Annotated in this window: 27 protein-coding genes; 20 read left to right on the top strand and 7 right to left on the bottom strand. The window is 35.9% G+C overall.

What is annotated here, in order from left to right; translation table 11 throughout:
* Positions 1-43: 43 nt before the first annotated feature.
* On the top strand, positions 44-643 hold the full coding sequence (locus tag ACTF54_RS03520; RefSeq protein ID WP_347195791.1) for a hypothetical protein: 600 nt from the start codon (positions 44-46) through the stop codon (positions 641-643).
* A 237-nt stretch (positions 644-880) separates the two neighbouring features.
* Here ACTF54_RS03520 and lpdA read toward each other — a convergent pair whose 3' ends face one another.
* Complete coding sequence (gene lpdA / locus ACTF54_RS03515) at positions 881-2,272, bottom strand: dihydrolipoyl dehydrogenase (protein ID WP_347195792.1); 1,392 nt, start codon at positions 2,270-2,272, stop codon at positions 881-883.
* Between the two features lie 75 nt (positions 2,273-2,347).
* Here lpdA and ACTF54_RS03510 point away from each other — a divergent pair, with 75 nt between their 5' ends.
* The 8 genes from ACTF54_RS03510 to ACTF54_RS03475 all read left to right on the top strand — a co-directional run bounded on the left by ACTF54_RS03510 (position 2,348) and on the right by ACTF54_RS03475 (position 8,387).
* Complete coding sequence (locus ACTF54_RS03510; RefSeq protein WP_438968773.1) at positions 2,348-3,394, top strand: quinone-dependent dihydroorotate dehydrogenase; 1,047 nt, start codon at positions 2,348-2,350, stop codon at positions 3,392-3,394.
* 30 nt (positions 3,395-3,424) lie between these two features.
* Positions 3,425-3,772, top strand: coding sequence for a hypothetical protein (locus tag ACTF54_RS03505; RefSeq protein ID WP_438968772.1), 348 nt, complete (start codon positions 3,425-3,427; stop codon positions 3,770-3,772).
* Positions 3,769-4,098 (top strand): hypothetical protein, encoded by a 330-nt coding sequence (locus ACTF54_RS03500; protein WP_438968771.1) that lies wholly within the window; start codon positions 3,769-3,771, stop codon positions 4,096-4,098. Before ACTF54_RS03505 ends, ACTF54_RS03500 begins: the two co-directional genes overlap by 4 nt.
* A gap of 54 nt (positions 4,099-4,152) precedes the next feature.
* A complete protein-coding gene (locus ACTF54_RS03495) occupies positions 4,153-4,770 on the top strand; it encodes a LysE family translocator (protein ID WP_438968770.1) in 618 nt (205 codons plus the stop codon).
* A gap of 211 nt (positions 4,771-4,981) precedes the next feature.
* Positions 4,982-5,233, top strand: a complete 252-nt coding sequence (locus ACTF54_RS03490; protein WP_347195796.1) for a ribbon-helix-helix domain-containing protein — start codon at positions 4,982-4,984, stop codon at positions 5,231-5,233.
* A complete protein-coding gene (locus ACTF54_RS03485; protein WP_438968769.1) occupies positions 5,220-5,552 on the top strand; it encodes a type II toxin-antitoxin system PemK/MazF family toxin in 333 nt (110 codons plus the stop codon). Before ACTF54_RS03490 ends, ACTF54_RS03485 begins: the two co-directional genes overlap by 14 nt.
* Before the next feature lie 45 nt (positions 5,553-5,597).
* Positions 5,598-6,461: a hydroxymethylglutaryl-CoA lyase gene (locus tag ACTF54_RS03480; RefSeq protein ID WP_438968768.1), complete on the top strand. Its 864-nt coding sequence runs from the start codon at positions 5,598-5,600 to the stop codon at positions 6,459-6,461.
* 405 nt (positions 6,462-6,866) lie between these two features.
* Positions 6,867-8,387: a GH3 family domain-containing protein gene (locus tag ACTF54_RS03475; RefSeq protein WP_438968767.1), complete on the top strand. Its 1,521-nt coding sequence runs from the start codon at positions 6,867-6,869 to the stop codon at positions 8,385-8,387.
* Positions 8,388-8,483: 96 nt separating this feature from the next.
* On the opposite strand, the gene ACTF54_RS03470 is transcribed toward ACTF54_RS03475, so the two are convergent.
* Positions 8,484-9,074, bottom strand: coding sequence for a hypothetical protein (locus tag ACTF54_RS03470; RefSeq protein ID WP_347195800.1), 591 nt, complete (start codon positions 9,072-9,074; stop codon positions 8,484-8,486).
* A 180-nt stretch (positions 9,075-9,254) separates the two neighbouring features.
* Between ACTF54_RS03470 and ACTF54_RS03465 the strand changes: the two genes are divergently transcribed.
* The 7 genes from ACTF54_RS03465 (at position 9,255) to paaD (ending at position 14,174) form a co-directional block, all read left to right on the top strand.
* Complete coding sequence (locus ACTF54_RS03465; protein WP_347195801.1) at positions 9,255-10,331, top strand: 2Fe-2S iron-sulfur cluster-binding protein; 1,077 nt, start codon at positions 9,255-9,257, stop codon at positions 10,329-10,331.
* Positions 10,332-10,577: 246 nt separating this feature from the next.
* Positions 10,578-11,540, top strand: coding sequence for a 1,2-phenylacetyl-CoA epoxidase subunit PaaA (paaA, locus tag ACTF54_RS03460; protein ID WP_347195802.1), 963 nt, complete (start codon positions 10,578-10,580; stop codon positions 11,538-11,540).
* Between the two features lie 92 nt (positions 11,541-11,632).
* Entirely contained in the window at positions 11,633-11,917 is a 285-nt protein-coding gene (gene paaB / locus ACTF54_RS03455) for a 1,2-phenylacetyl-CoA epoxidase subunit PaaB (protein ID WP_347195803.1), read from the top strand.
* A gap of 46 nt (positions 11,918-11,963) precedes the next feature.
* Entirely contained in the window at positions 11,964-12,311 is a 348-nt protein-coding gene (locus ACTF54_RS03450) for a four helix bundle protein (protein WP_347195804.1), read from the top strand.
* Between the two features lie 63 nt (positions 12,312-12,374).
* Complete coding sequence (gene paaC / locus ACTF54_RS03445; RefSeq protein ID WP_347195805.1) at positions 12,375-13,175, top strand: 1,2-phenylacetyl-CoA epoxidase subunit PaaC; 801 nt, start codon at positions 12,375-12,377, stop codon at positions 13,173-13,175.
* 92 nt (positions 13,176-13,267) lie between these two features.
* The gene (locus ACTF54_RS03440; protein WP_347195806.1) at positions 13,268-13,615 is read left to right on the top strand and encodes a four helix bundle protein; all 348 of its coding nucleotides are present in this window, start codon (positions 13,268-13,270) and stop codon (positions 13,613-13,615) included.
* Between the two features lie 55 nt (positions 13,616-13,670).
* Positions 13,671-14,174, top strand: coding sequence for a 1,2-phenylacetyl-CoA epoxidase subunit PaaD (gene paaD / locus ACTF54_RS03435; RefSeq protein ID WP_347195807.1), 504 nt, complete (start codon positions 13,671-13,673; stop codon positions 14,172-14,174).
* A 33-nt stretch (positions 14,175-14,207) separates the two neighbouring features.
* On the opposite strand, the gene ACTF54_RS03430 is transcribed toward paaD, so the two are convergent.
* On the bottom strand, positions 14,208-15,197 hold the full coding sequence (locus ACTF54_RS03430; RefSeq protein ID WP_438968766.1) for a T9SS type A sorting domain-containing protein: 990 nt from the start codon (positions 15,195-15,197) through the stop codon (positions 14,208-14,210).
* Between the two features lie 262 nt (positions 15,198-15,459).
* Here ACTF54_RS03430 and ACTF54_RS03425 point away from each other — a divergent pair, with 262 nt between their 5' ends.
* Positions 15,460-16,242, top strand: coding sequence for an enoyl-CoA hydratase-related protein (locus ACTF54_RS03425; protein ID WP_347195809.1), 783 nt, complete (start codon positions 15,460-15,462; stop codon positions 16,240-16,242).
* A 32-nt stretch (positions 16,243-16,274) separates the two neighbouring features.
* Here the strand turns inward: ACTF54_RS03425 and nhaA are convergent, their stop codons facing one another.
* Complete coding sequence (gene nhaA / locus ACTF54_RS03420; protein ID WP_347195810.1) at positions 16,275-17,600, bottom strand: Na+/H+ antiporter NhaA; 1,326 nt, start codon at positions 17,598-17,600, stop codon at positions 16,275-16,277.
* A gap of 182 nt (positions 17,601-17,782) precedes the next feature.
* On the opposite strand from nhaA, the gene ACTF54_RS03415 reads away from it, so the two are divergent.
* The 3 genes from ACTF54_RS03415 to ACTF54_RS03405 all read left to right on the top strand — a co-directional run bounded on the left by ACTF54_RS03415 (position 17,783) and on the right by ACTF54_RS03405 (position 19,875).
* On the top strand, positions 17,783-18,982 hold the full coding sequence (locus ACTF54_RS03415; protein ID WP_438968765.1) for a 3-hydroxyacyl-CoA dehydrogenase NAD-binding domain-containing protein: 1,200 nt from the start codon (positions 17,783-17,785) through the stop codon (positions 18,980-18,982).
* Positions 18,983-18,999: 17 nt separating this feature from the next.
* A complete protein-coding gene (locus tag ACTF54_RS03410) occupies positions 19,000-19,371 on the top strand; it encodes a four helix bundle protein (protein ID WP_438968764.1) in 372 nt (123 codons plus the stop codon).
* Positions 19,372-19,455: 84 nt separating this feature from the next.
* The gene (locus ACTF54_RS03405) at positions 19,456-19,875 is read left to right on the top strand and encodes a PaaI family thioesterase (RefSeq protein WP_438968763.1); all 420 of its coding nucleotides are present in this window, start codon (positions 19,456-19,458) and stop codon (positions 19,873-19,875) included.
* A 21-nt stretch (positions 19,876-19,896) separates the two neighbouring features.
* On the opposite strand, the gene ACTF54_RS03400 is transcribed toward ACTF54_RS03405, so the two are convergent.
* The 3 genes from ACTF54_RS03400 to ACTF54_RS03390 are packed head-to-tail and all read right to left on the bottom strand — an operon-like array spanning position 19,897 to position 23,677.
* The gene (locus ACTF54_RS03400; protein ID WP_438968762.1) at positions 19,897-22,551 is read right to left on the bottom strand and encodes a hypothetical protein; all 2,655 of its coding nucleotides are present in this window, start codon (positions 22,549-22,551) and stop codon (positions 19,897-19,899) included.
* Positions 22,544-23,398 (bottom strand): GLPGLI family protein, encoded by an 855-nt coding sequence (locus ACTF54_RS03395; RefSeq protein WP_438968761.1) that lies wholly within the window; start codon positions 23,396-23,398, stop codon positions 22,544-22,546. Before ACTF54_RS03395 ends, ACTF54_RS03400 begins: the two co-directional genes overlap by 8 nt.
* A gap of 9 nt (positions 23,399-23,407) precedes the next feature.
* A complete protein-coding gene (locus tag ACTF54_RS03390) occupies positions 23,408-23,677 on the bottom strand; it encodes a hypothetical protein (protein WP_438968760.1) in 270 nt (89 codons plus the stop codon).

The raw sequence follows: 23,677 nt of genomic DNA, 5'->3' as shown, positions 1-23,677 counted from the left end.
TTTTTTTGAAATACAATACCATGCTTAAAATAAACTAGCCATTATGAAAAATAAATTAATCTTCGCTTTATTATTTCTTTGTGCCATTAACTTTTTAAAGGCTCAAGAAGATTTGCCAAGCAATAAAAATACCCAACTAGATTTTGAAAATTCTGAGACCAAATGGAGTTTTGGACTTATTGCAAATGGATCTGTAAGTTTTTCAAAACGAGAATTTGAATTAAATAATTTTGAAGATAGAGACACAGAATTAGGATATGGTCTAGGTGCATTTGCAGATTATAGAATCAATCAACAATTGGGTTTGAGATCAGAAATTGGTGCAAACGCTACTGGCTTTCTAAGACCTTACCTAAATCTTCAAGCAGAACATTTCATAGGCAATAACTGGAGTTTATATGCAGGGGCGGGAATTTACTATAATCCAGATACGACAAGTGTCTTTAAAAGAGATAGTGATGGAGAGTTAGGAGTAAACCCTTTTTTATTGATAGGAACACGTTATAGAATTAATCAAAAGTGGGCTATGGATTTAAGATACCAACATGATGTATTACCTCGTGCAGAAGGAACAGGCAACATAGGAGATTTTACTTTAGGAGGCAATAGAACTGTAAGTTTAGGAATTAATTATAGGTTTTAGAACTGTGTGAAAACTTTAAAAGTACTAACATCGTAGCCCTTTGTCCTAGCGGATATTTCCCCAAAGGGGAAACCCTCAAAATAAAAATCCCCTTGAAACTTTGTTTCAAAGGGATTTTTTAAGATTAAAGTTGAACGCTAGTTAGTTGCACTATTCAAGTAGCAATAAGCAAACCAGATATTCACTTTTCAAATTCAAATTCAAGTCCGATTTCAAATTCGAGTTCGAGTTCAAGTTCTAAAGGTGTATCACCTCACCATAAGCATCTGCAACAGCTTCCATCACCGCTTCACTCATTGTAGGGTGTGGATGTACTGCTTTTAGTACCTCATGACCTGTTGTTTCTAGTTTACGACCTAAGACAGCTTCAGCAATCATGTCGGTAACACCTGCACCTATCATGTGACATCCTAGCCACTCACCATACTTAGCGTCAAAAATTACTTTTACAAAACCATCTTTTGCACCACTAGCACTTGCTTTACCACTTGCGCTGAATGGGAATTTACCAACTTTCAACTCGTATCCAGCTTCCTTAGCTTGAGCTTCTGTCATTCCTACACTTGCAATTTCTGGAGTAGAGTAAGTACAACCTGGTATGTTTCCATAATCAAGTGGTTCCACATGCATGTCAGCTATTTTCTCAACACATAAAATACCTTCGGCACTTGCAACATGTGCTAGTGCTGGACCAGCAGTAATATCACCTATTGCATAGTATCCAGGTAAGTTCGTTTGATACCATTGGTTCACTAAAACTTTACCACGATCAGTAGAAATTCCTACTTCTTCTAGTCCAATATTAGAAAGATTGGTCTCAATTCCTACAGCGCTTAAAACTATGTCAGCATCAAGAACTTCTTCTCCTTTTTTAGTTTTCACGTTTACTTTAACACCATCGCCAGAAGTATCAACGCTCGTCACCTCACTAGAAGTCATTACTTTAATTCCAGACTTCTTAAAGCTGCGCTCCATTTGCTTAGAAACATCAATATCTTCAACAGGTACAATACGATCTACATATTCTACTATAGTAACATCAGTTCCCATAGCGTTATAGAAATAAGCAAATTCAACACCTATTGCTCCAGACCCTACAACAACCATTTTCTTAGGCTGCTCTTTAAGCGTCATTGCTTCACGATATCCTATTACTTTTTTACCATCTTGTGGTAAATTAGGAAGAACACGAGATTTTGCTCCAGTTGCAATGATAATATGGTTTCCTTCTACAGTAGAGGTAGATCCATCTTCAGCTTTCACCTCGATTTTCTTACCTTTTTTTACTGTACCGTAACCCATGATTACGTCTATTTTATTTTTCTTTAATAAGAACTGCACACCTTTGCTCATTCCGTCTGCCACATCGCGACTACGTTTTACAACAGCATTAAAATCCTTATCTACATTATCAGCCTTAAGACCGTAATCTGCGGCATGGTTGAGGTAATTGAATACATCAGCACTTTTAATCAGCGCTTTTGTAGGTATACAACCCCAGTTTAAACATACACCACCTAGAGATTCCTTCTCTACGATGGCCGTTTTTAATCCCAGTTGAGACGCACGTATTGCCGTTACATATCCGCCAGGTCCACTACCTAAAACGATCACATCATATTTACTCATATCAGTCATTTTTTAAGAGCAACAAAAATATGGAATAAAGTCCAATGGATTGTAAATTTGCACAACCTTATTCTTATGTATAAATCCATTATTAGACCGCTGCTTTTTTCATTCGATCCAGAAGCGGTACATCACTTTTCGTTTAAGAGTATCAAATTACTGAGCAAGGTACCTGGTTTTAGTGCGCTTTCGCGAAAGCGTTACAAACAACAACATCCTGCCCTTAAAAGAGAACTCTTCGGTTTGCAGTTTGAGAATCCAGTAGGAATGGCTGCTGGATTTGATAAAGACGCCAAAGCATTTAAAGAATTCTCTAATTTAGGCTTCGGATTTATAGAGATAGGAACGCTTACACCAAAACCGCAAGATGGAAATCCCAAGCAACGACTTTTTAGATTAAAGAAAGATCTAGCGATTGTAAACCGAATGGGATTCAATAACGGTGGAGTAGATGCAGCGGTAGAACGATTAAAGAAAAACCCAAAATTAGGACAACCTAATTATGTTTTGATAGGTGGAAACATAGGGAAAAACAAGGTCACTCCTAACGATGAAGCGGTAAATGATTACATCATCTGTTTTGAAAAACTGTTTGATCATGTGGATTATTTTACAGTAAATGTAAGTTCGCCTAACACTCCAGGATTGCGCGAACTTCAAGACCGCAAACCGCTAACGCATATACTTCAAACACTTCAAGACTTAAACAATAAAAAGCCTAAAAGAAAACCTATTCTGCTTAAAATTGCCCCAGATTTGACTGATGATCAGTTGCTAGATATCATAGGAATAGTAGCAGACACTAAAATCGATGGAGTGATCGCTTCCAACACAACCATCTCTAGAGAAGGTTTGCAATCTGAAGATTCACTTATAAATCAAGCCGGCGGACTGAGCGGTGCACCGCTCACAAATCGTGCTACAGAGGTAATTTCATTTCTCCATAAAAAAAGCAACAGTGCTTTCCCTATAATCGGAGTAGGTGGTATCATGACCGCACAAGATGCTATAGATAAACTGAATGCTGGCGCAAGTCTTGTGCAGTTGTATACAGGTTTTGTATATGAAGGTCCTGCGTTGATTAAAAAAATTAATCGAGAAATAATTAGGTTAAGTCGCTAGTTTTTTTTTTTTGATAAAACTTTAAGAAATATGAAACACATTAAATTTTTATTGCCCATTTTGTTTTTATTCTTTTTATCTAGTTGTGTTAGTCTTAAACCAGAAGATTTTGACCCAGAAAGGTTTAATGGTCTTACTAAAACTCAATTAATTAATAAAAGAAATGAACAACCTTCTGAAACAAGAATAATAAATGGAGAAGAGGTTTTGATTTTTGTAACTACCACAAGAGGTGGGCTTACTACTTCGTCTGGAGCTCCTAAAAATCAAATTACAACCACTACGGCTTATTTTATTAATCATAAAGGTTTAGTTTACAAGTCTATGCCTGCAGGGGATACAGTGTGGACAGATACTAAAGAAATTCGAGGATTATGAAAAATATTAAAATTTTATCACTGTTAGTATTTCTGTGCACTATAACAAGTTGCAGTTTTTTAACTTTTCCATCTAAAATGAGAGCGTATAGTCAGGCAAAAATGGAGAATAAGTACCTTGGATTAACTAAAGCTGAATTAGTTGATTCTTTTGGAAAAGAGCCTGAAAACATTGAGTCGAAGGATGGAAATGAAGTTCATACTTTCATGATAGATGCTGAGAGGTTAAACTTAGAAACAAATGAAATAGAAGTTTATAGAACTACGCCAGTTTATTTTACTTTTAATGATCAAGGGCGAGTTTCTAAAATAGCATATAAAAATTAGCAGATTAAGTAAGTTGTTATACTTTTAGGCTGTCTACAAAAAGGCAGCCTTTTTATGTTAGAAACCTTAATCTCTTTTGCTTTTGCCACCTTACTCCTCGCACTAAGTCCAGGACCAGATAATATTTTTGTTTTAACTCAGAGTGTCGCTCGAGGTTCTAAATATGGAATAGCAATCGCCAGCGGTTTGATAACTGGCTGCATCGTTCATACTTCCATTGTTGCCTTAGGTTTTGCGGTTATTATTAGAGATAACGATTGGTTACTTTATTCCATAAAAATAGCTGGTGCCGTTTACTTACTTTATCTCGCTTATAAAATTTTCAAATCTGACGCGAGCATTGAATTTGGCGATTCAAAAGCTTCTTCTCAAAGTTTATGGAAACTCTACAAAATTGGAATCACCATGAATTTGCTCAACCCTAAAGTGACCTTGTTCTTTCTTGCCCTTTTACCACAATTTGTTATTGCTAACTCTTATCCAGATTGGATTCAGATCTATATATTAGGTGGTGTTTTTATGCTTGTTTCTTTACTTACGTTTTATACGATAGCCTTGCTTGCGGGAAATGCAGCAAGTTTTATAAAATCTTCACGATGGTTTGCTCCAGCGATGAAATGGACGCAGATTGTGGTTTTTATAGGGATTGCAGTGGCGATTTTGATTCCATAGTTTTTGTTTTTTTATTGAGGAAGCATATCCCTTTTCTTCAAAGGGAAAACAGAGCTTGTTCCGATGAAGATCGGCATGGGCGACGAGCAGCGCGAGCAACCAAAAGCGTTTCGCGGTTGATTTAAAGTTATAAAGCACAATAAGCTATTCTAAATATATATTACCATTTAAAAATATATTTTATATTTACAATTCTTAAACACAAAACATAATGGCAACTTTCACATCCTCACTTCCAGATGATCTGCTTAAAGAGCTAGCACATACTGCAAAACGACTCAAGCTTCCTAAAAATAAGCTTATTGAAAAGGCACTGTCTATCTATTTAGAACAATTAGATAAAGCTGCATACATAAAATCCTATAAGAGAGCTGGTGATGATCCTGATATGATCGCCATGGCAGAAGAAGGAATGGCAGACTATTTTACACAATTACAAGAATTAGATAATGAAACAGAATGATGTTTATGAGGCTTTTCTAGATCCAATTATTGGCAGCGAACAAGGTGGAAGAAGACCAGTAGTCATTGTATCTGGGAATGTTATTAATGATCAAGCTGCTAATATTTTGATTTGTCCATTAACCAGTAGTTTAAAATATTACCGAGGCAATCCTATAATAAAACCAACTTCTAATAATGGTTTAACTAAGGAATCAGAAGTTATGGTTTTTCAAATACGTAGTGTTTCTAAACAACGGTTGAAAAAGAAATTGGGTACTATTACTAGTAAAGAATTGGCGCAGATTAAAGATACATTGAATAAATTATTAAAGTATTAAACTCAATTTCCGCAAACCTTTGCGTAAGCTTATATTTGCATCTCAATGGAAAAGGTAAAAATCATAGAATGTCCGCGTGATGCGATGCAGGGAATAAAAGAATTTATCCCTACAGATTTGAAAGTGCAATACATTCAGTCTTTACTGCGTTGCGGCTTTGATACTATTGATTTTGGAAGTTTTGTTTCTCCCAAAGCCATTCCTCAAATGTTAGATACGGCTGAGGTTCTTTCTAAGCTAGACCTTTCTAAAACCGATTCAAAGCTACTTGCAATAATTGCAAATTTGCGTGGTGCGCAAGCAGCATGTCAGCATCCAGAGATTCAATATTTAGGCTATCCATTCTCGATTTCAGAGAATTTTCAAATGCGTAACACGCATAAAACCATTGCTCAAAGTGTAGAGTTATTACAAGAGGTTATTGATCTTGCACAAAAGCACGATAAAGAGCTAGTGGTTTATATATCAATGGGCTTTGGTAATCCTTATGGTGACCCATGGAATGTGGAGATTGTAGGAGAATGGACTGAGAAATTGTCAAACATGGGTGTAAAAATCCTTTCTCTTTCTGACACTGTTGGAACCTCTGATCCAGAAACGATAGAGTATTTATTTTCTAATTTGATCCCTAAATATCCAGAAATTGAATTTGGTGCTCATTTACATACCACTCCTACAAAATGGCATGAAAAGGTAGATGCAGCTTACAAAGCTGGATGCCGCCGTTTTGACGGCGCTATTCAAGGTTTTGGTGGTTGCCCGATGGCCAAAGATGAACTTACAGGTAACATGCCTACCGAGAAAATGGTAAGCTATTTTAACACAGCAAAAGCAGATTCTAATGTAAATGCGATGTCATTTGAAAGCAGCTATAATGAAGCGACTAAGATCTTTAGTAAGTACCATTAGTAACTTTCGCATTTCGAAAACCTCAATGCTTACAAAAGAGGTTTTTAAAATTCCTTTCCTTGGTAAAGGAAAGGTGGGCAAAGTGAGCGATAGCGAGCTTTGGTCGGAAAGGATCAAAACTTTGCTAGAAATTAATCGCGATCGCGTAAAAAAGATGGAGTTTAAAACTAGTATTTTCAACCACTCCTGATTTACAGCAAAGCTGCTAAACCTGTCCTCGCCTTTTTTAAGACGAGGAGTTTTATAACTTTATTTAGAAATAAATGAGGTTTGAGGTTTCACGCTTAGCTTGTCGAAGTGCACTCAATGACTGATTTCATTCCTCATATTAAATCCTCAAACCTTACCACATTCTTAACCCAAAGTAAAAACGCTTAGCTGTATTTTTGAAAAAACAATAATTTCATGGCGCTTTTAGGTCCGATCATTAAAACAGCATTAAATATACACGAGTCCGTTACTTCTACTTCCGACCATGCAGAAGCTCAAAGAAAGGTGCTGAATAATTTATTGAAAACAGCCAAAAATACATCTTTCGGACTGTACTATGATTTCAACAGTATTTTAGAGAATGATGATTTAGAGCACGCTTTCGCGGAAGCGATACCGTTTTATGATTACCATAAAATGGACGAGCAATGGTGGTCTCGTATGAAAGAAGGTAAACCAAATATCACATGGCCTGGTGTACCTAATTTTTTGGCCAGATCAAGTGGGACTACAGGAAAAAAATCTAAAACTATTCCGGTAACTGATGAAATGATTGCGGCTATAAAAGCTGCAGGAACAAAGCAAGTAAGTGCGCTAACTAATTTTGATTTGCCTGATGACGTTTTTGAAAGCGAAGTGCTGGCGTTAGCAAGTTCCACTGATTTGAGTGAAGAAAATGGATTTACAATAGGTGAAATAAGTGGAATATCTGCCAGTAATATTCCAGAATTTTTAGATTCATTTTATAGACCAGGAAAAGAAATATCGTCCATAGACGACTGGGATGAGCGCGTACAAAAAATTGCTGATGAAGCAAAAAATTGGGATATAGGAATGTTGAGTGGTATTCCATCTTGGTTAGAAATGATGCTTAGAAAAGTGATGGATCATCACAATGTTGAATCCATACATGAAATATGGCCTAACCTTTCTGTGTACACTTCTGGAGGCGTGGCTTTTGAACCTTATCGATCTAGCTTTGAAAAGCTTTTCACAAAACCAGTACAAATTGTAGATACCTATCTTGCTAGTGAAGGATTTATTGCCTGCCAGCAACGTCCTGAATCTAGTTCTATGCAACTTATAACCGATGGCGGTATTTATTTTGAGTTTGTTCCTTTTCAACCAGAATATGTAGAACAAGACGGAAGTATTTCTAATGATGCTCCAATAAAAACTATAGATGAAGTACAGCCAGAGGTAGATTATGCACTAATCATCTCTACGGTATCTGGTGCATGGCGCTATTTAATAGGTGATACTATTAAGTTTACCGATGTAGAAAAGGCAGAAATCAAAATTACTGGTAGAACAAAGTTTTTCTTAAACGTAGTAGGTAGTCAGTTATCAGTTTTAAAAATGCAAACCGCGATTACAGAACTGCAAGAAAAATTCAATACTAGTATTAAGGAGTTTACAGTTTCTGCAAAGAAAATAGATGGAGACTTTCATCATGTCTGGTATGTAGGAACTGAAACTGAAACCTCAGAAAAAGAACTTGCTGAGGCACTTGATCAATCGCTTCAAGAAGCTAATAAGAATTATATAGTAGCAAGAACTAAGGCTTTAAAAGGTGTGCAAGTTTATAAGGTGCAACCAGAAACGTTTGCTCAATGGAACGATCACAATAAGAAAAAAGGTGGTCAAGTAAAAATGGAAAAGGTTATGGATGAAGAAAAGTTCAAAGCATGGGAAGAATTTGTTAATAGTCTTTGAGAATGTTAGGTTTTGAGTCTTTGAGTCCTTGATAAAATAAGGCTGTTGCCAATTCATTTTTTTTTGCGAAGCAAAAAAAACTCACCAACTCACCAACTAATTAGGCGCTAATTCTTCATCACTAGGTTTTTCTCCAGTTTCTCCATAACGGTTAATCAATTCTAGGATTTCTTCTGGAGAGAGATAAAATTTGCGCATATGTTGTTTGTACTTCTCAGATAGACTGGTGTGATTGAGAATAAATTCTTTCGTTTTTAAAATATATTCACCCATTCCCTGACGCACGGCATAATCGTCAGCTGCACGTTCTACTTCCTGAATATGTGAATGTGAGTACAAATACTTCAGTCCAAAAAATATCATTCCTATAGTAGATCTAGAACGGTAATCCATCACGTGTCCTAATTCATGACCTAACCATCCCGTTAATACATCGCTAGGAATTTCATTAATAGTAAAAATCTCATTTTCTACCTTAAATTCTTTACTTATTAGAATGATGTAACTGCGGTTTTTACGAGATTTAAAAATACTTTTATAGGTAGGTTGCGCCTGCATGAAGTTTTTGCGCACCATATCATTAAACGTGAATTCGATTTCAGTGTTTTTTAAGGCAGGATAAAAAGACATCGCTTTTTCTGCCTCTTTTAGAATAGAATCTGGTGCTTGTAGATTAGGATAATGCATACCTAGCAATATACGAGAGCTATCTATTTATGGTCGTGAAAATAGCGTTAAAGGTTTGAGGTTGTTGGAAATATCGCTTTAGCGAAAGCGAAACTATTATAATTATTTAATTCTAAATTCAGTATTTGTTTTCCAAACTAACAAGTGTTAGTTTTGTATGGAATCAACGACCTAATATAAGTGAGTAATTTTTATAACATACAATTATCGCAAGTCTATAAAGAGACAGATGACACGACAGTATTAGCTTTTGATGTTCCTCAGGAACTGAAAGAAGAATTTAAATACCGTCAAGGTCAATTTCTGACATTGCGCGCCATGATCAATGATGAAGATGTGCGACGTAGCTATTCTTTATGTAGTAGTCCACTAGATGATGAGTGGAAAGTAGCGGTAAAAGAAATTTTTGAAGGTAAATTTTCTACTTATGTAAATAGAGAATTGAAAACTGGAGACTCATTGCAAGTTGCTGCACCTAGTGGTGATTTTGGCATCGATTGTTATGATGAGAAGGAGACTAAAAATTATGTAGCATTTGCCGCAGGTAGTGGAATTACTCCTATGCTGAGTATTATAAAAACACACCTGGCAAGTGAGCCAAATGCTAAATTCAAGTTATTCTATCTTAATAGGACAGTAAAATCTATTATATTTAAAGAAGAGATAGAAGCACTGAAAAATAAATATTTAAGTCGTTTTGAGGTGTTTTATTTTTTAAGTCGTGAGCATCGAGATACAGAATTATTTAATGGTCGCTTTGATAAAGAAAAGCTGCAAATGCTTACCAAAACCTTAATCAACGCACCACATACGGATCATGCTTTTATTTGTGGACCTGAGGAGATGATCTTTTTGATAAGAGACGAGCTGGTCACTGCTGGAATGAAGAAAGAGAATGTTCATTTTGAGCTTTTTGTAAGTGGATTAAGTGATGCAGATAAAGCTCGTGCCGCAGCAGCGCTAGAGAAGAAGGTAGATGGTGTAGAGGTGACGATTATAGATGGAAGTCGTGAGTTTAATTTTGTTTTAGGCGATGATTACGATAACGTGCTTGATGGTGCGATAGGCGCCGGAGCAGATTTACCATACGCCTGTAAAGGTGGTGTTTGCAGTACATGTAAGTGCCAGGTCATTGAAGGTTCTGTAGAGATGAAAGTGAACTATGCACTGACCGAAGAAGAAGTAGAAAAAGGACTCGTGTTGAGTTGTGTGAGCGTGCCAACTAGTAAAAAACTGGTAGTAAGTTATGATGTGTGATTAAATTCCTGCGCAGGCAGGAATCTCAAACCTAAGTTGCCCGAACTTGGTTCTAGTAACTCAGATTGAACTGATATATATGGATTGTTGTCATCTCGCTTTCGTGAAAGCGGAATTACAGTAAGCAATAAGGAAAAATAAATTAAAGTCGTTTTGTGAAATGGCTTAACAAATTAAAGTATAAATTAATTGCAGGTGATGAATCCACAGAGATTCCTGCCTGCGCAGGAATTTAAAATAAATAACATGAGTGAAGCAGAAATCAAAAGTTTAGAAGCGCAATTTGATGCAAAAATTGCGAGAGATGAAAAGATTGAGCCTAAGGACTGGATGCCTGAAAAGTATCGCAAGACGCATATCAGACAGATTTCCCAGCATGCTCATTCTGAAATTGTAGGAATGTTGCCAGAAGGTAATTGGATTACTCGTGCACCATCATTGCGACGTAAAGTAGCATTGCTTGCAAAGGTGCAAGACGAGGCTGGTCACGGATTATATTTATACAGCGCTTGTGAAACTTTAGGAATCACTCGTGAACAACTTTATGAAGATTTACATTCTGGTAAAGCAAAATATTCTTCTATTTTTAATTACCCAACCATGACTTGGGCAGATATGGGAGCGATAGGATGGTTAGTCGATGGTGCTGCGATTATCAATCAAGTGCCTTTGTGTAGTACGTCATTTGGACCTTACGCTCGTGCAATGGTGCGTGTATGTAAAGAAGAAAGTTTTCACCAGCGTCAAGGTTATGAAATCATGTTATCGCTATGTAACGGTAGTGAAGAGCAAAAAGAAATGGCTCAGGATGCATTGAATCGCTGGTGGTGGCCATCTTTAATGATGTTAGGCCCTACAGATGCGGCAAGTACGCACACAGAGCAGTCTATGAAATGGAAGTTGAAGCGCAAGACGAACGACGAGTTGCGCCAGCAATTTATAGATCAAACAGTACCACAAGCAGAGCTTTTAGGACTTACTATTCCAGATCCAGATTTAAAATGGAATGAAGAGACTGGAAGTTATGATTTTGGTGAAATCGACTGGGACGAATTCTGGCAAGTGGTAAAAGGACACGGACCGATGAATAAAAAACGTCTGGACGACCGTCGTAATGCATGGGAAAACGGAGCTTGGGTTCGTGAAGCAGCCACAGCATACGCGGCAAAACAAAGAGAAAGAAAAGAAGAGACTGCACAAGCGGTTTAAATAATATTTTTGTCAAGCTGAGCTTGTCGAGGTTGGGTTATTTTATGATCGCCTTTGACAAGCTCTAGCCGACAATTCAATTCCAACTAATTATGAGTCAAGAAATTCCACTTTGGGAAGTGTTTATACGCTCCAAAAACGGACTAGAACACAGACATTGCGGTAGTTTACACGCCGAAGATGCAGAAATGGCAATGAACAATGCACGTGACGTTTACACTAGAAGAAATGAAGGTGTCAGCATTTGGGTTGTTGAGTCTGCAAATATTACTGCTAGTAGTCCAGAAGATAGCGGTGAGCTTTTTGAACCAGCTAGCGATAAAGTGTACAGACATCCTACTTTTTATGAATTGCCTGATGAGTTGAAGCATATGTAGGAGGAAGAAAAATCAAAATCAAAACTAAAATCAAAATCAAACAGAAATGAGCAAGAAACCTTATGATGTGGAAGATAGGTTGATTCTGTTTGCAGCAGATGTTGTTAGAAATTTTGATTTTCCGATTAAAACCTACGCTTCAAAATATTATGCAGAACAATTAATTCGTTCTTCTGGAAGTGCTGCTTTGAATTACGGAGAATTTGCAGGTGCAGGAACTTCAAAAGATAGAATTAACAAATTGAGAATTTGTCTTAAAGAACTTAAAGAATGCAAAAACAATTTAAGGATACAACTCAAGGCTGATCTTTTAAAACCTGATCAACAAAATTTAGTCGACGAAGCTTTGCAATTGAGTAAAATCGTCGCTACAATAATTAAGAACCAAAAATAGGCGTCTCAAAATTGATTTTGATTTTGATTTTCGTTTTGATTTTTAACTCATTTTATTTTTATAATGAAACCTATAAAAGAACTAAACCCACAATTCCTGCAGTCCAAGGAAAACAAAGAACACTTGATCAACTATCTTTTAGGAGTAGCAGATAACTATCTTATTTTAGGACAGCGTCTAGGAGAATTATGTGGTCATGGACCCAATCTGGAGCCAGATATTGCGATAACTAATATTTCTTTAGACATGCTCGGTCAGGTGCGTAGTTTTTATCAGTATATCGCACAATTGAAAGGTGATAAAACCACTGAAGATGATATTGCCTTTTTGCGTAAAGAACGTGAGTATAAAAATGTATTACTGGTAGAACAACCCAATACAGATTTTGGTTATGTCATTGTACGTCAGTTTTTCTTTGATGTTTACAATAGATTATTCTTAAATGCTTTACAACAAAGTGCTGACGAGACTTTGAGAGCACTCGCTTTTAAAGGAATCAAAGAAGCTAGTTATCACGAGCGTTTTTCTGGAGACTGGTTAAAAAGATTAGGTGATGGAACAGAAGAAAGTAAATCACGAGTACAACAAGCTGTAAACGATCTATGGATTTTTACAGATGAATTATTTCACTCTACAAAAGCAGATGATGCTATGATTGCCGCTGGAGTAGCACCAGATATGTTTCAATTGCGTGACTATTATTATGAAAAAGTAGAAAATTTACTCTCAGTTGCAACTCTAAAAATACCAGAAGTAGAATATTTCCAAAAAGGAGGAAAAGAAGGTTTGCATAGCGAGCATATGGGCTATATTCTTGCAGATATGCAATATATGCAGAGAACGTATCCAGATTCTAAATGGTAACTTTTTGAACTTGAAATTGAACTCGAATTTGAAGGAAATTGAAAGCTTACTAAATCACAGATTTCGCAAACGGGATACTTAAAATAACTAAAATGGCTTATCAAGACTTAGCGGAACGATTAGAAGATTTTGCCGCTGCGATTATAAAATTGTATGCTAAAATGCCAAATTCTTATGCAGGTCAATATCTGGCTCAACAAATCATTCGTTCGTCATGTTCTTCCGCTTTGAACTATGGTGAAGCTTTAGGTGCAGGAACTAGTAAAGATCGCATAAATAAGTTGCGTATTTCTCTAAAAGAATTACGTGAAAGTCTACGAAATCTTAATATTCAAAAGAAAGCTGATTTAATTAGTACAACGGATTGTGACAATTTAGTCAAGGAAAATGATGAACTGATAAGAATCGTAGTAACTCTAATTAAAAATTCAAATGAATAATTTATCAAATTCAGGTTCGAGTTCGAGTTCGAATTCTAGTTCAATCTCTTCAAGAATGGCAAATCAAATATTTGAATCCTTGCCAGAAGAGGTTCTTACCATTCTTGAAGAGGTTGCCGATCCTGAGATACCTGTACTTAATGTAGTAGACTTAGGAGTGATTAGGGAAGTTGTGGTTGAGGACAAAGAAATCACCATAAAACTCACGCCTACGTACAGCGGTTGTCCCGCTATGGATGTTATAGGTGATGATTTAGAACGCGCATTTGCAACTCATGGTTATACAACACATATTCAATTGATCATGAGTCCACCGTGGACGACGGATTGGATAACTGAGCGTGGTCGCAAAGCGTTAGAAGAATATGGAATCGCTGCACCGCTAGAAGAAACAGCCGATAAAGATGTCCTTCTAAACGAAAAGAAATTAGTTAAATGCACCAACTGCGGTTCACAGAATACAAAGTTAGTCAGCCAGTTTGGCTCTACAGCTTGTAAGGCGATGTTTCAATGTGAAGACTGTCTTGAACCGTTCGATTATTTTAAGTGTTTGAAATAATATCGCTTTCGCGAAAGCGGAATTCCCAAATAATTATTTCTTAGATAATTTGATAGTGGTTACCTTCTGATCTGACATAATTTTTAAAATGTAAAATCCAGAATTAATTGCGTCGAATTTTATAGTTCCATCTTCTACATTACCTTTCCAAATCTCTTTACCATCTAGGGAATAAAGATGTGCCGATCCAGCTTCAAAATTATTCAAATAAAGTGTGTTGTTTGTCATAGGTATCGGATAAGCTGAAATTTTGTTTACATCTTCAATGCTCGCTGGTTGATCAGAATATCCATGAGCATAGTCAAATGGTAAGGCTAAGGGGAAAGCTAATGGGAAAGGTGATTCACCATCTATTAAAAAATAATTAGTAAATGCTGTTGGGAATGAAATCTGATCTATCGTGCCAAAAAAATCTCCTGCAGTATTTAACATACTACTAGGTATTTCTGCATACCACCATCCAGTTTCATTGGTCATAACTGAAAACATATTCCCGTTTTGATCACTTAAGTTTATGGTAGCGTTTGAAATAGTAGTATCTGTTCCCTGAGTGTAAGCACCATCACCGTCATCATCTATATAGATAACTCCTATTCTTTCTGGCGTAGAGATTTGATAATCAGAAGAGCTGTCATCTACTCGATTACCTTGAAAATCAATTCCGTCAGATAGTTCAGTAATCGTGTTACCGTTTAAAATACCACTCACACTTGCTTGAGTAGAACCTAAAAAAGGAATTGAACCATTAAATCGGTCTCCAGATATGGCGATTTTACCAGTGGCTGAAACGGTTGCACCAGGAACAAGTGTTGAAGGGTTTAACGTCAATACAGGATTTATTGCGTCGGTATGATTTATGGTAAGGCTATTAATTGAATTATTAGAAATATTGGTTATTGTATAAGTTACGTCTGCATAGCCACCGACTCTACCGTACGTCACATCCATATCAAAATCGAGTTCGTTTTGAGCGGTAGCAAAAACCGTAAGTAAAGTAAATAGCAGAAATTGAGAAAGTTTCATGGCAGTAATTTCTTTTAAAAATAGGAAATGAAAATTAGATTAAAGTAAATGGTTGTTTATTTCTTTGAATATGGATGCGATCTCGCTTTCGCGAAAGCGGAACTTCCATTAACTTTACAGTTCAATTTTAATCTATAAAATATCAGTTGAAGCTATTAAATGAAGCTGTCACACGATTCTGTCACACTGAGCTTGTCGAAGTGTCGTTCAAGTGTTGTCAAATTCTGTTTAAACTTGATATTTATCAATCAAATTTTACTGTATGTCAGCATCTATCCTAATGCAAGTCGATAATGGCGTTGCGACCATTACTCTAAACAGACCACAAGTATTCAATTCTTTTAATCGTGAAATGGCATTTGCCATGCAAGATGCGTTAGATCAATGTGCATCTAATGATGAGGTAAGAGCGGTTTTAATCATAGGAGAAGGAAAAGCATTTTGTGCAGGACAGGACATACAAGAAATAACAGATCCAGAACTAAATCCTGGTTTTAAAGCGATTCTAGACGATCATTATAATCCAATTGTTTTAAAAATAAGAAATCTAGAGAAGCCAGTGGTTGCAGCTGTTAATGGCGTTGCAGCTGGTGCAGGTGCAAATATCGCCTTGTGTTGTGATGTTGTTATTGCCACAGAAAGTGCTGCGTTTATTCAAGCGTTTTCTAAAATAGGACTGATTCCAGATAGTGCAGGAACCTTCTTCCTGCCTAGATTAATAGGTTTTGGAAAAGCAAGTGCAGCGATGATGTTAGCAGATAAAATCACGGCTATAGAAGCTGACCAAATGGGAATGATATATAAAGCTGTTGCTGATGCCGATTTTCTGGAAACGGTTCAAAAAACAGCTCAAAAACTAGCAGCGCTACCTACCGTTGCATTAGCCAATACTAAAAAGGCTCTTAATCAATCTTATTACAATACTGTAGAAAAACAACTGGCTCTGGAAAGTAAATTGCAAATTGAAAGTGCCTGTACAGAAGATTATACTGAAGGTGTTGCGAGTTTTATGGAAAAGAGAAAGCCTGTTTTTAAAGGAAAGTAACTTCTAATTTATTTATAAATTTATTCTGAAAATTAACTAGTGTACCTTTCAACTTTTTTTGTCACATTTCTATTGCCAGAGAAGTAGAGAATAGAAGCACCTATTATACCACTTAACAGACTTCCTATTAAAATGCCAACTTTGGCGCTGTCTACATATTGAGGAAACTCTACAAAAGCTAATGTTGCTATAAATATAGACATAGTAAATCCTACACCAGCAATGAAAGATGCACCAATAATGTGACGCTTGGTAATTCCTTCTGGAACTTGAACTACCTTTAGTTTTACCGCTGTCAATACAATAGAGCTTATTCCTATACTATTTCCTAGGACTAAACAAATAGCGAGGTTCATAGCAAGAGTCCAGTTGAGAGGTATGTCACTAGATAATGCAACACCAGCGTTAGCGAGTGCAAATGTTGGGATGATAAAATAGGCTACCCAATCATGTAACCTGTTTTCAGATCTCTGTAGTGGTGATTGATAACGATCAGTTAAATCTTCTAACTCGTTAATATTTTTAATTTGATCGTTAGTAAGTAGTGCCGCTTTAGGATTAGACTTAGCAGTGATCTTTTTAGTTATAAGCTCTAGTTTTTCTATGAATCCGCTTCCTTTTATTCTACGATGCATGGGAACTGCAAATGCCATTAAAATCCCAGCAAGAGTAGGATGAATGCCGCCTTTTAAAAATAAAACCCATGCTACAATTCCGCCAAAAACGATGATAAATTTTGAGTATCGTATCTTCAAACAGAAAAAAGTAAGAACTGCAATCAATCCTAGACCGTAAAGGAGTAAATCTATCTGAAGATTAGTAGAGTAAAATATGGCTATTACAAGTACAGCACCTATATCATCCACAATAGCAAACGCTGTCAAAAACACTTTTAAAGCTAGCGGTACTCTGTTGCCCAAAGCTTTTAAAATCGCAAGTGAAAAAGCAATGTCAGTCGCCATAGGAATTCCCCATGCGTTAGATGTATCTGGATTATTATTGAGTATGAAGAATAAAATAACAGGAACGCTCATGCCACCTATAGCACCAAATAATGGAAACATTGCTTTTTTTGCAGTGTTTAATTCGCCTACTAGTAACTCTCTTTTAATTTCTAGACCTATGAGAAAGAAAAATATGGCCATAAAACCATCATTAATCCATAAAATAAGAGGCTTTTTTAAACTAAAAATATCTGATTCAAAACCTATTTTTAAGTTAAGTAGGTATTCATAACCACTAGCATAAGAACTATTTGCCCAGATAAGTGCGATCACCGTTGCAATACAAAGTAGGATACCACTAAAAGATTCTAATTGAATAAATTTTTGAAACGGCGTAAGAAGTCTTTTAGGCATATGAGCTTTTTGATACTCAAATATATTTATTTAAAGTTTACAGTATTCTTAAAAAGTAGTAAAAGAAAGCCTTTTGAATAATCATATCATTATTTTTGAAGTGCAGTAGCGATTTTAATGATTACAAACGTATTCAGTCCAATTAATTGCTTGATGTATGAAATGCTGTTTTAAAATATATTATGGAAGTAGATAACAAAATCAATAAAGTAGGAGTCATAGGTGCAGGAACTATGGGAAGTGGAATCGCTCAAGTAGCTGCTACAGCTGGTTGTCAGGTGAAATTGTTTGATGTCAATCAGGAACAACTGGATAAAGCCCAAGCTGCTCTTGAAAAGATATTGAGCCGACTTATTGAGAAAGGTAGAATAGATGCTACTGAGAAATCTCGCATTCAATCTAATATCTCTTATGTGAATACGGTGAAAGATTTAGCTGACTCTAATCTTACTATTGAGGCGATTATTGAAAATTTAGATATTAAGAAAAAGGTGTTTCAAGAACTAGAATCTTACGTGTCTGACAGTTGTATTATTGCATCTAACACGTCTAGTTTAAGTATCGCGAGTATAGCAGGTTCTCTTGAGAAACCAGAGCGATGTATAGGTATTCATTTCTTTAATCCAGCACCATTAATGAAGCTTGTAGAGGTGATTCCTGCAGTGCAAACTGCTCCACAGGTTACAAATATTTGTGTTCAAACTATTGAAAAATGGCAAAAAGTAGTTGCGGTAGCAAAGGATACTCCAGGTTTTATAGTAAATCGAGTAGCGCGACCTTTTTACAGTGAATCCTTACGTATTCATGAAGAAGGAATGGCCAGTTTTGCCACTATAGATTATGCCTTGAAAGGACTAGGCTTTAAAATGGGGCCATTTGAATTGATGGATTATATAGGACATGATGTGAATTATGTGGTGACTGAAACTGTTTTTGCGGCCTTCTATTTTGATCCTCGTTATAAACCATCTTTAACTCAAAAACGCCTTGTAGAAGCTGGCTGGTTAGGTCGTAAAACTGGAAGAGGTTTTTATGATTATAAGGATGTGGAAAGTGAGCACGCTTTCGCGAAAGCGGACCCAGTAAAATCTCCTGAACTCATAAAAGAAATTCAAGATCGAGTACTCATAATGCTTATCAATGAGGCAGCAGATGCCTTGTTTTTAAACATCGCAACGGCTCAAGGAATAGATAGCGCGATGACTAAAGGTGTGAACTATCCAAAAGGATTGCTCGCTTGGGCAAATGAAAAAGGAATCGAATGGTGTGTAAACGGACTGGACGCGATGTATGATTTATACAGAGAAGATCGCTACAGATGCTCGCCGATATTGCGTAAGATGAAAGCAAGTAATTTAGTCTTTGAGTCTTTGAGTCTTTGAGTTTAAAATTTAGGATCATGTTTACAAGTCAATATCATTTTAAGTTTGAGGATTTAATTGTTTATCAAAAGGCGATGGCTTTTGGAGAGAGAATTAATGAGATAACCGAACAGTTTCCTAAAAAAGAATTATATCGCTTATCATCACAATTTGCTCGTGCCGCTGATTCTATTGCCGCAAATATCTCAGAAGGTTACGGTAGTACTGATGCAAATTTTAATAGATATCTAAAAATGGCTTGGGATAGCAGTCATGAATGTGTCACTTGGAACACCAAAGCTTTCTTAAGGAAATATATAGATCACGAAGAGTTTGAAGAAAATAGGAGAATGTTGACAGAAATGGGAAAAATGATTTCGGCATTGAGACGAAGTCTCAAGAATAAGTAGAACATTTAATCACAAACTCACAAACTCACAAACTCACAAACTCACAAACTCACAAACTCACAAACTCACAAACTCACAAACTCCATGACTCAAAAACTAAAAGGAACTGAGATACCAGCAAAAATGCTTTCGCTTGATCCGTATTCTACATGGTTGGGTATTGAAATCCTGTCGGTTGAAATAGGTTGTGTAAAATTAGGAATGACCATAAGACCAGAAATGCTCAATAGTATGGGAAAAGCTCATGGTGGCATCACATACTCGCTGGCAGATACTGCTTTTGGTTTTTCATCAAACACGCACGGTAAATTTGCTGTTTCTATAGAAACGAGTATCAATCACATTGAGGCACTGGAAGAAGGCGACTACATCACTGCAGAATGCACTCTAGACAAAACCAAAACCAAAGTAGGTTTCAACATCGTTGAGGTAAAAAAAGGCGATGAACTTGTTGCGCTTTTTAAAGGAGTGGTTTATAGAACTAATAAGGATTGGGGAAATTAGGCATGTGGTATAGTCAATTAGTTACAACGTATAATTTAATCCGAGAGTAAATTGTAATGGACGTAAGGAGAACTGATTCTGGCTTATGAAGTTAGAACTGCTCGTTGCAGTCGTGAAAAAACGCTCATTGAAAATATTGTATAATTCTGCTCGTAGAATGAGCTTTTTATGAGGTTTATAATAAAAACTGGTGTTGAATAAAGAATTGATATTAGTATTTTCACTGCTAGAAAAAGAACTGACTGCGGTTTCTGTATTAAAATTCCATCGTGCTTTATCTGATAAATAAAGATCTAGACCTACATTGTGCAACTGAAAATTATTAGTTGCTCGTGAGCTGTCTATTAGTGATAAGCCAAAGTTAATCGTACCACTATAATTCAAAGCGTAAGAACCACCGGTACTCCAGCTCAATTCTGTACTTATTGTATGATTAATAATGGTGTTGTCTTGTGCTGTGCCATTAAAAATCTGTTCTATTTTTGAAAGATCAAAGTTGTAACTCGTTTGAGTAGATAAGTGTTTGAAAAATCGTTTTGTAAGGGTAGTTGTATTTCTTAGGGTGCTGAATTCATTATCCTGTCTTATCGCATTTATTTGTATCAATCCATTATCATCCAGAGATCTATTAAATATGAATTGAGAAGTAGCCTTATTATAAGACGTATTATTTTTTAAAAGAATCCCAGATAGAACATCGCTGTAACCAAAGAAAATGGAAGCGTCATTGGATCGAGTTACATTTATATCTTGTGGGTTTGTACTCAAATTATCAAACTGTCTTAAAAAAATTCCTGGATACAATTCTTCAAAACTAGAAATAGAATTTTTGATAGAACCGCTTATGCCTAGATCCCATTTCCTGTTAAAATTGCGAGATACCTGCACATTCATATTCATAAAAAGATAATTGTCTTTTTCATTGAAATCAGTTAGCTGTTCTAAGCGATTGATATTAAAGTAAGAAAGTTCTGGGTTTAGATTGAATCGAAACCTTTTCCAGTTAAATGCTGAAGATAGCTGTGTTTGCGATTCAAAAGTATCAAGACTGAAGTCGGTAACAAATGGCGATGTATTGTTATCGATATTCTGGTTCTTAAGAGAACTTTCCAGTTGCTCTCTAGACCATCGCACATGTTGTTTTGCCTTCCATTCTATATCTAGAAGTTGAAATGTATAACCTGTATATGCGCCTAAATTTATTTTCTCCATTGCTACACCTTGTGTTGTAGAAGTAGCGTTTGCTCCAGGTATTAAATCGCTAAATACAGCAGGATCTGTTGTTAGTTGTTCGTCTGTTGATCTATATTCAAATAAAAAACCACTATCTACTATTTGATTATTGATGCTGTTTTTGAGCTCTAAAATATTAGTAATGGCTTTTTCGGTGTTGTTAAAACCTGTTTGTATAGTATTACCATTCAAAAGATTTGAAGAACTACCATTTTGATTTAAAAATTTACCAGAAAGTTTATTATTGATGTATAAATCGTCTCTATTTAACTCTATGGTATTCCCTAACTGATAACGTCGTTGCAATAACTTATTTCTTGAACTGCGATCCACTTGTAAACTATCACTTCCAGTAAAAAACACACTTCTGTTATTTTTTTCTATTTCACTATCTTCATAATTATAATCCACAGAGCCTTTAACGATTAGGTCTTTGGGTAAAGTGGTTAGAATATCATTTGTTGCAGATATGGAATTGTTGTCTAACCAGTATCTGTTAGAAATAGTATTGCCATTAACTTCTGGTGGTGTTATAACTGAGGTCTTGTTTATTTTTAATTGATAAATATCTCGATTTCCTCTGGTTAGCGATGTGCCAAAGTCTTGTAAAGATTTACCAAAGTTATTAGCATGTAAGCTAGCAATGTTTTGTAACTTCTCTTGTAAATAAATAGGAGTAACCTCGCCACGAGCAGTAAGCAGCGGAGTTCCTACATCTGCCTTTGAAGAGCCAAAAACCAGACTTTGATTTTTTTTAATTTTTAAATTGAGAGCAACTTCACTGCTAAGAGTTTTACCTATTTCAATACGTGCATGATTATGACGTCTTAATAATTCTATGTCTTCTACAGCGCCAGCTGGTATGCCACGAGTTGCGATATTGTAACGATCTTCTAACAAATCAACACCATTAATGTAAAGATGACTTATGGGTCTATCGTTGTAGGAAATCTGTCCATTCTCTGCAATAGTAACTCCAGGGATGCGATCAATAACTTCTTCTATGGTATAATCTTTTTTTTCTTTAAGTGCTTCTACATCATAGCGTACCGTATCACCTTTTATCGTTATGTTGCGTTTGGCTTTAATGAGAACTTCTTTTAAATCATTGTTGGGCCTGTAAAGTGCTAAATCATGCTCTCTATTAAAATCAGTAATGATGAATTGCTCTGATTTATAGGTGATATGTCTCGCTTCAAGAAATAGTGTGTCTATATTTTCTGAGATTTCTATGGAAAATTTTCCCAAATCATCAGTTGTTTTAAAACCAACAATAGATGCATAATTTGAATCTTTGTAAGCCGTAACGATCGAATACGATAAAGGCTGTTTTACAGAATCGATAACCGTTCCTTTTATTATATTTTGAGCGTTACAAAAAAATGGCACCCATAAAAAGAGCGCCACTACATAAATGGTATTGGAGATATGAGAATTATTCAATATGATCTATTTCAATAAATTGATAATCATCCATCTCATTAAGTGATTTATTATTCAAATCCACTTCATTATCATCGGATGCAGATTGTAGTTTGACGATACCACCGCTACCTCTACTAAGATAAGCCATGCGTTCATCAAAACCTAAGGCGAGATATGCTTGCTGGTGTGTATTAAAATCCTTACGAGTCGTCGTTTCTATTGGTTGTTGAGTTACACTAGGAAAATGCTCTAATCTAACTTCTTTTTTTTCTTTAAAAGCAGTTAAGGAATATTTAAAAATGTTATCGTAATCATTCATTTCAACAATGGTTCCAGGTAATCCTTTAAATTTATAAGGACCTAAATCAAAAGGTAAATCTTTTGTAAACCAAGCTTTCCATTTTCTGCCAGCATAAGTAGTAGTAGCAAGTTGGCAAGTATAGGAGTTGATCTTGCGTATAGAATCAGTGATATTCCATTTGAATTGAAGTTGCTCTTCATATTGAAAATATTGATCTCCTACTTCGGCAGTAAATACGCTATTGTTTTTTACTGTCTTTATGGAGTAAGGATACTCATTAACTCTATAATCGAAAAGTTCTTGACCAGATAACCTTCTAAGTGAAGACAAAGAATCTCTTTTCATCTGATTGTAAAATTGTGTAAACGTCGTATCACCTTTTTTGTTTACTATAATGTAATCTGTAAGAATTAAATCTGGGCGATTCGTATGGTGTTTAAAATCAAATTTGTACAGAAATGCGTGAGATTTTACCTGAAAATCTTTTTTTTGATCTTTTAGACCTGAGAAGTAAATTCCTAGCAACATAAATGCTGCTAGGAATGTTTTTAAAACAGTTGTCATTATATTCATTTAAAGTACCGGTGGAGCTGGAGCTATGATTTCGAGTATTGGACGATTGTTACAATATTCTTGTAATCTTCTTGTGGCCTCTTTATGTTGACTTGGAGTCAACGCAAACTGTATGCCACCAAGCATTGTTGAATAACAACCACTTGTGCAGGTTGCTACTACCTCAGAAGAATTAAAAGGGCAATCCCCAAAATCTTCCTCGATTGTTTCTGAAACACTACTAAAAGATAACATCGCCATAGCAGCAAAACTTAAAAATAAAATTTTCAT

Source organism: Nonlabens sp. (genome assembly GCF_965657255.1).
In the GTDB taxonomy this organism is placed as follows: domain Bacteria; phylum Bacteroidota; class Bacteroidia; order Flavobacteriales; family Flavobacteriaceae; genus Nonlabens.
The sequence above is the reverse complement of the archived record's forward strand: the minus strand, read 5'-3'. Positions and strand labels throughout refer to the sequence as shown.

Coding starts and splice junctions, on each gene's coding strand:
- ACTF54_RS03520 (WP_347195791.1), top strand. CDS start 44: ATGAAAAATAAATTAATCTTCGCTTTATTATTTCTTTGTGCCATTAAC.
- lpdA (WP_347195792.1), bottom strand. CDS start 2,272: ATGAGTAAATATGATGTGATCGTTTTAGGTAGTGGACCTGGCGGATAT.
- ACTF54_RS03510 (WP_438968773.1), top strand. CDS start 2,348: ATGTATAAATCCATTATTAGACCGCTGCTTTTTTCATTCGATCCAGAA.
- ACTF54_RS03505 (WP_438968772.1), top strand. CDS start 3,425: ATGAAACACATTAAATTTTTATTGCCCATTTTGTTTTTATTCTTTTTA.
- ACTF54_RS03500 (WP_438968771.1), top strand. CDS start 3,769: ATGAAAAATATTAAAATTTTATCACTGTTAGTATTTCTGTGCACTATA.
- ACTF54_RS03495 (WP_438968770.1), top strand. CDS start 4,153: ATGTTAGAAACCTTAATCTCTTTTGCTTTTGCCACCTTACTCCTCGCA.
- ACTF54_RS03490 (WP_347195796.1), top strand. CDS start 4,982: ATGGCAACTTTCACATCCTCACTTCCAGATGATCTGCTTAAAGAGCTA.
- ACTF54_RS03485 (WP_438968769.1), top strand. CDS start 5,220: ATGAAACAGAATGATGTTTATGAGGCTTTTCTAGATCCAATTATTGGC.
- ACTF54_RS03480 (WP_438968768.1), top strand. CDS start 5,598: ATGGAAAAGGTAAAAATCATAGAATGTCCGCGTGATGCGATGCAGGGA.
- ACTF54_RS03475 (WP_438968767.1), top strand. CDS start 6,867: ATGGCGCTTTTAGGTCCGATCATTAAAACAGCATTAAATATACACGAG.
- ACTF54_RS03470 (WP_347195800.1), bottom strand. CDS start 9,074: ATGCATTATCCTAATCTACAAGCACCAGATTCTATTCTAAAAGAGGCA.
- paaA (WP_347195802.1), top strand. CDS start 10,578: ATGAGTGAAGCAGAAATCAAAAGTTTAGAAGCGCAATTTGATGCAAAA.
- paaB (WP_347195803.1), top strand. CDS start 11,633: ATGAGTCAAGAAATTCCACTTTGGGAAGTGTTTATACGCTCCAAAAAC.
- ACTF54_RS03450 (WP_347195804.1), top strand. CDS start 11,964: ATGAGCAAGAAACCTTATGATGTGGAAGATAGGTTGATTCTGTTTGCA.
- paaC (WP_347195805.1), top strand. CDS start 12,375: ATGAAACCTATAAAAGAACTAAACCCACAATTCCTGCAGTCCAAGGAA.
- ACTF54_RS03440 (WP_347195806.1), top strand. CDS start 13,268: ATGGCTTATCAAGACTTAGCGGAACGATTAGAAGATTTTGCCGCTGCG.
- paaD (WP_347195807.1), top strand. CDS start 13,671: ATGGCAAATCAAATATTTGAATCCTTGCCAGAAGAGGTTCTTACCATT.
- ACTF54_RS03430 (WP_438968766.1), bottom strand. CDS start 15,197: ATGAAACTTTCTCAATTTCTGCTATTTACTTTACTTACGGTTTTTGCT.
- ACTF54_RS03425 (WP_347195809.1), top strand. CDS start 15,460: ATGTCAGCATCTATCCTAATGCAAGTCGATAATGGCGTTGCGACCATT.
- nhaA (WP_347195810.1), bottom strand. CDS start 17,600: ATGCCTAAAAGACTTCTTACGCCGTTTCAAAAATTTATTCAATTAGAA.
- ACTF54_RS03415 (WP_438968765.1), top strand. CDS start 17,783: ATGGAAGTAGATAACAAAATCAATAAAGTAGGAGTCATAGGTGCAGGA.
- ACTF54_RS03410 (WP_438968764.1), top strand. CDS start 19,000: ATGTTTACAAGTCAATATCATTTTAAGTTTGAGGATTTAATTGTTTAT.
- ACTF54_RS03405 (WP_438968763.1), top strand. CDS start 19,456: ATGACTCAAAAACTAAAAGGAACTGAGATACCAGCAAAAATGCTTTCG.
- ACTF54_RS03395 (WP_438968761.1), bottom strand. CDS start 23,398: ATGACAACTGTTTTAAAAACATTCCTAGCAGCATTTATGTTGCTAGGA.
- ACTF54_RS03390 (WP_438968760.1), bottom strand. CDS start 23,677: ATGAAAATTTTATTTTTAAGTTTTGCTGCTATGGCGATGTTATCTTTT.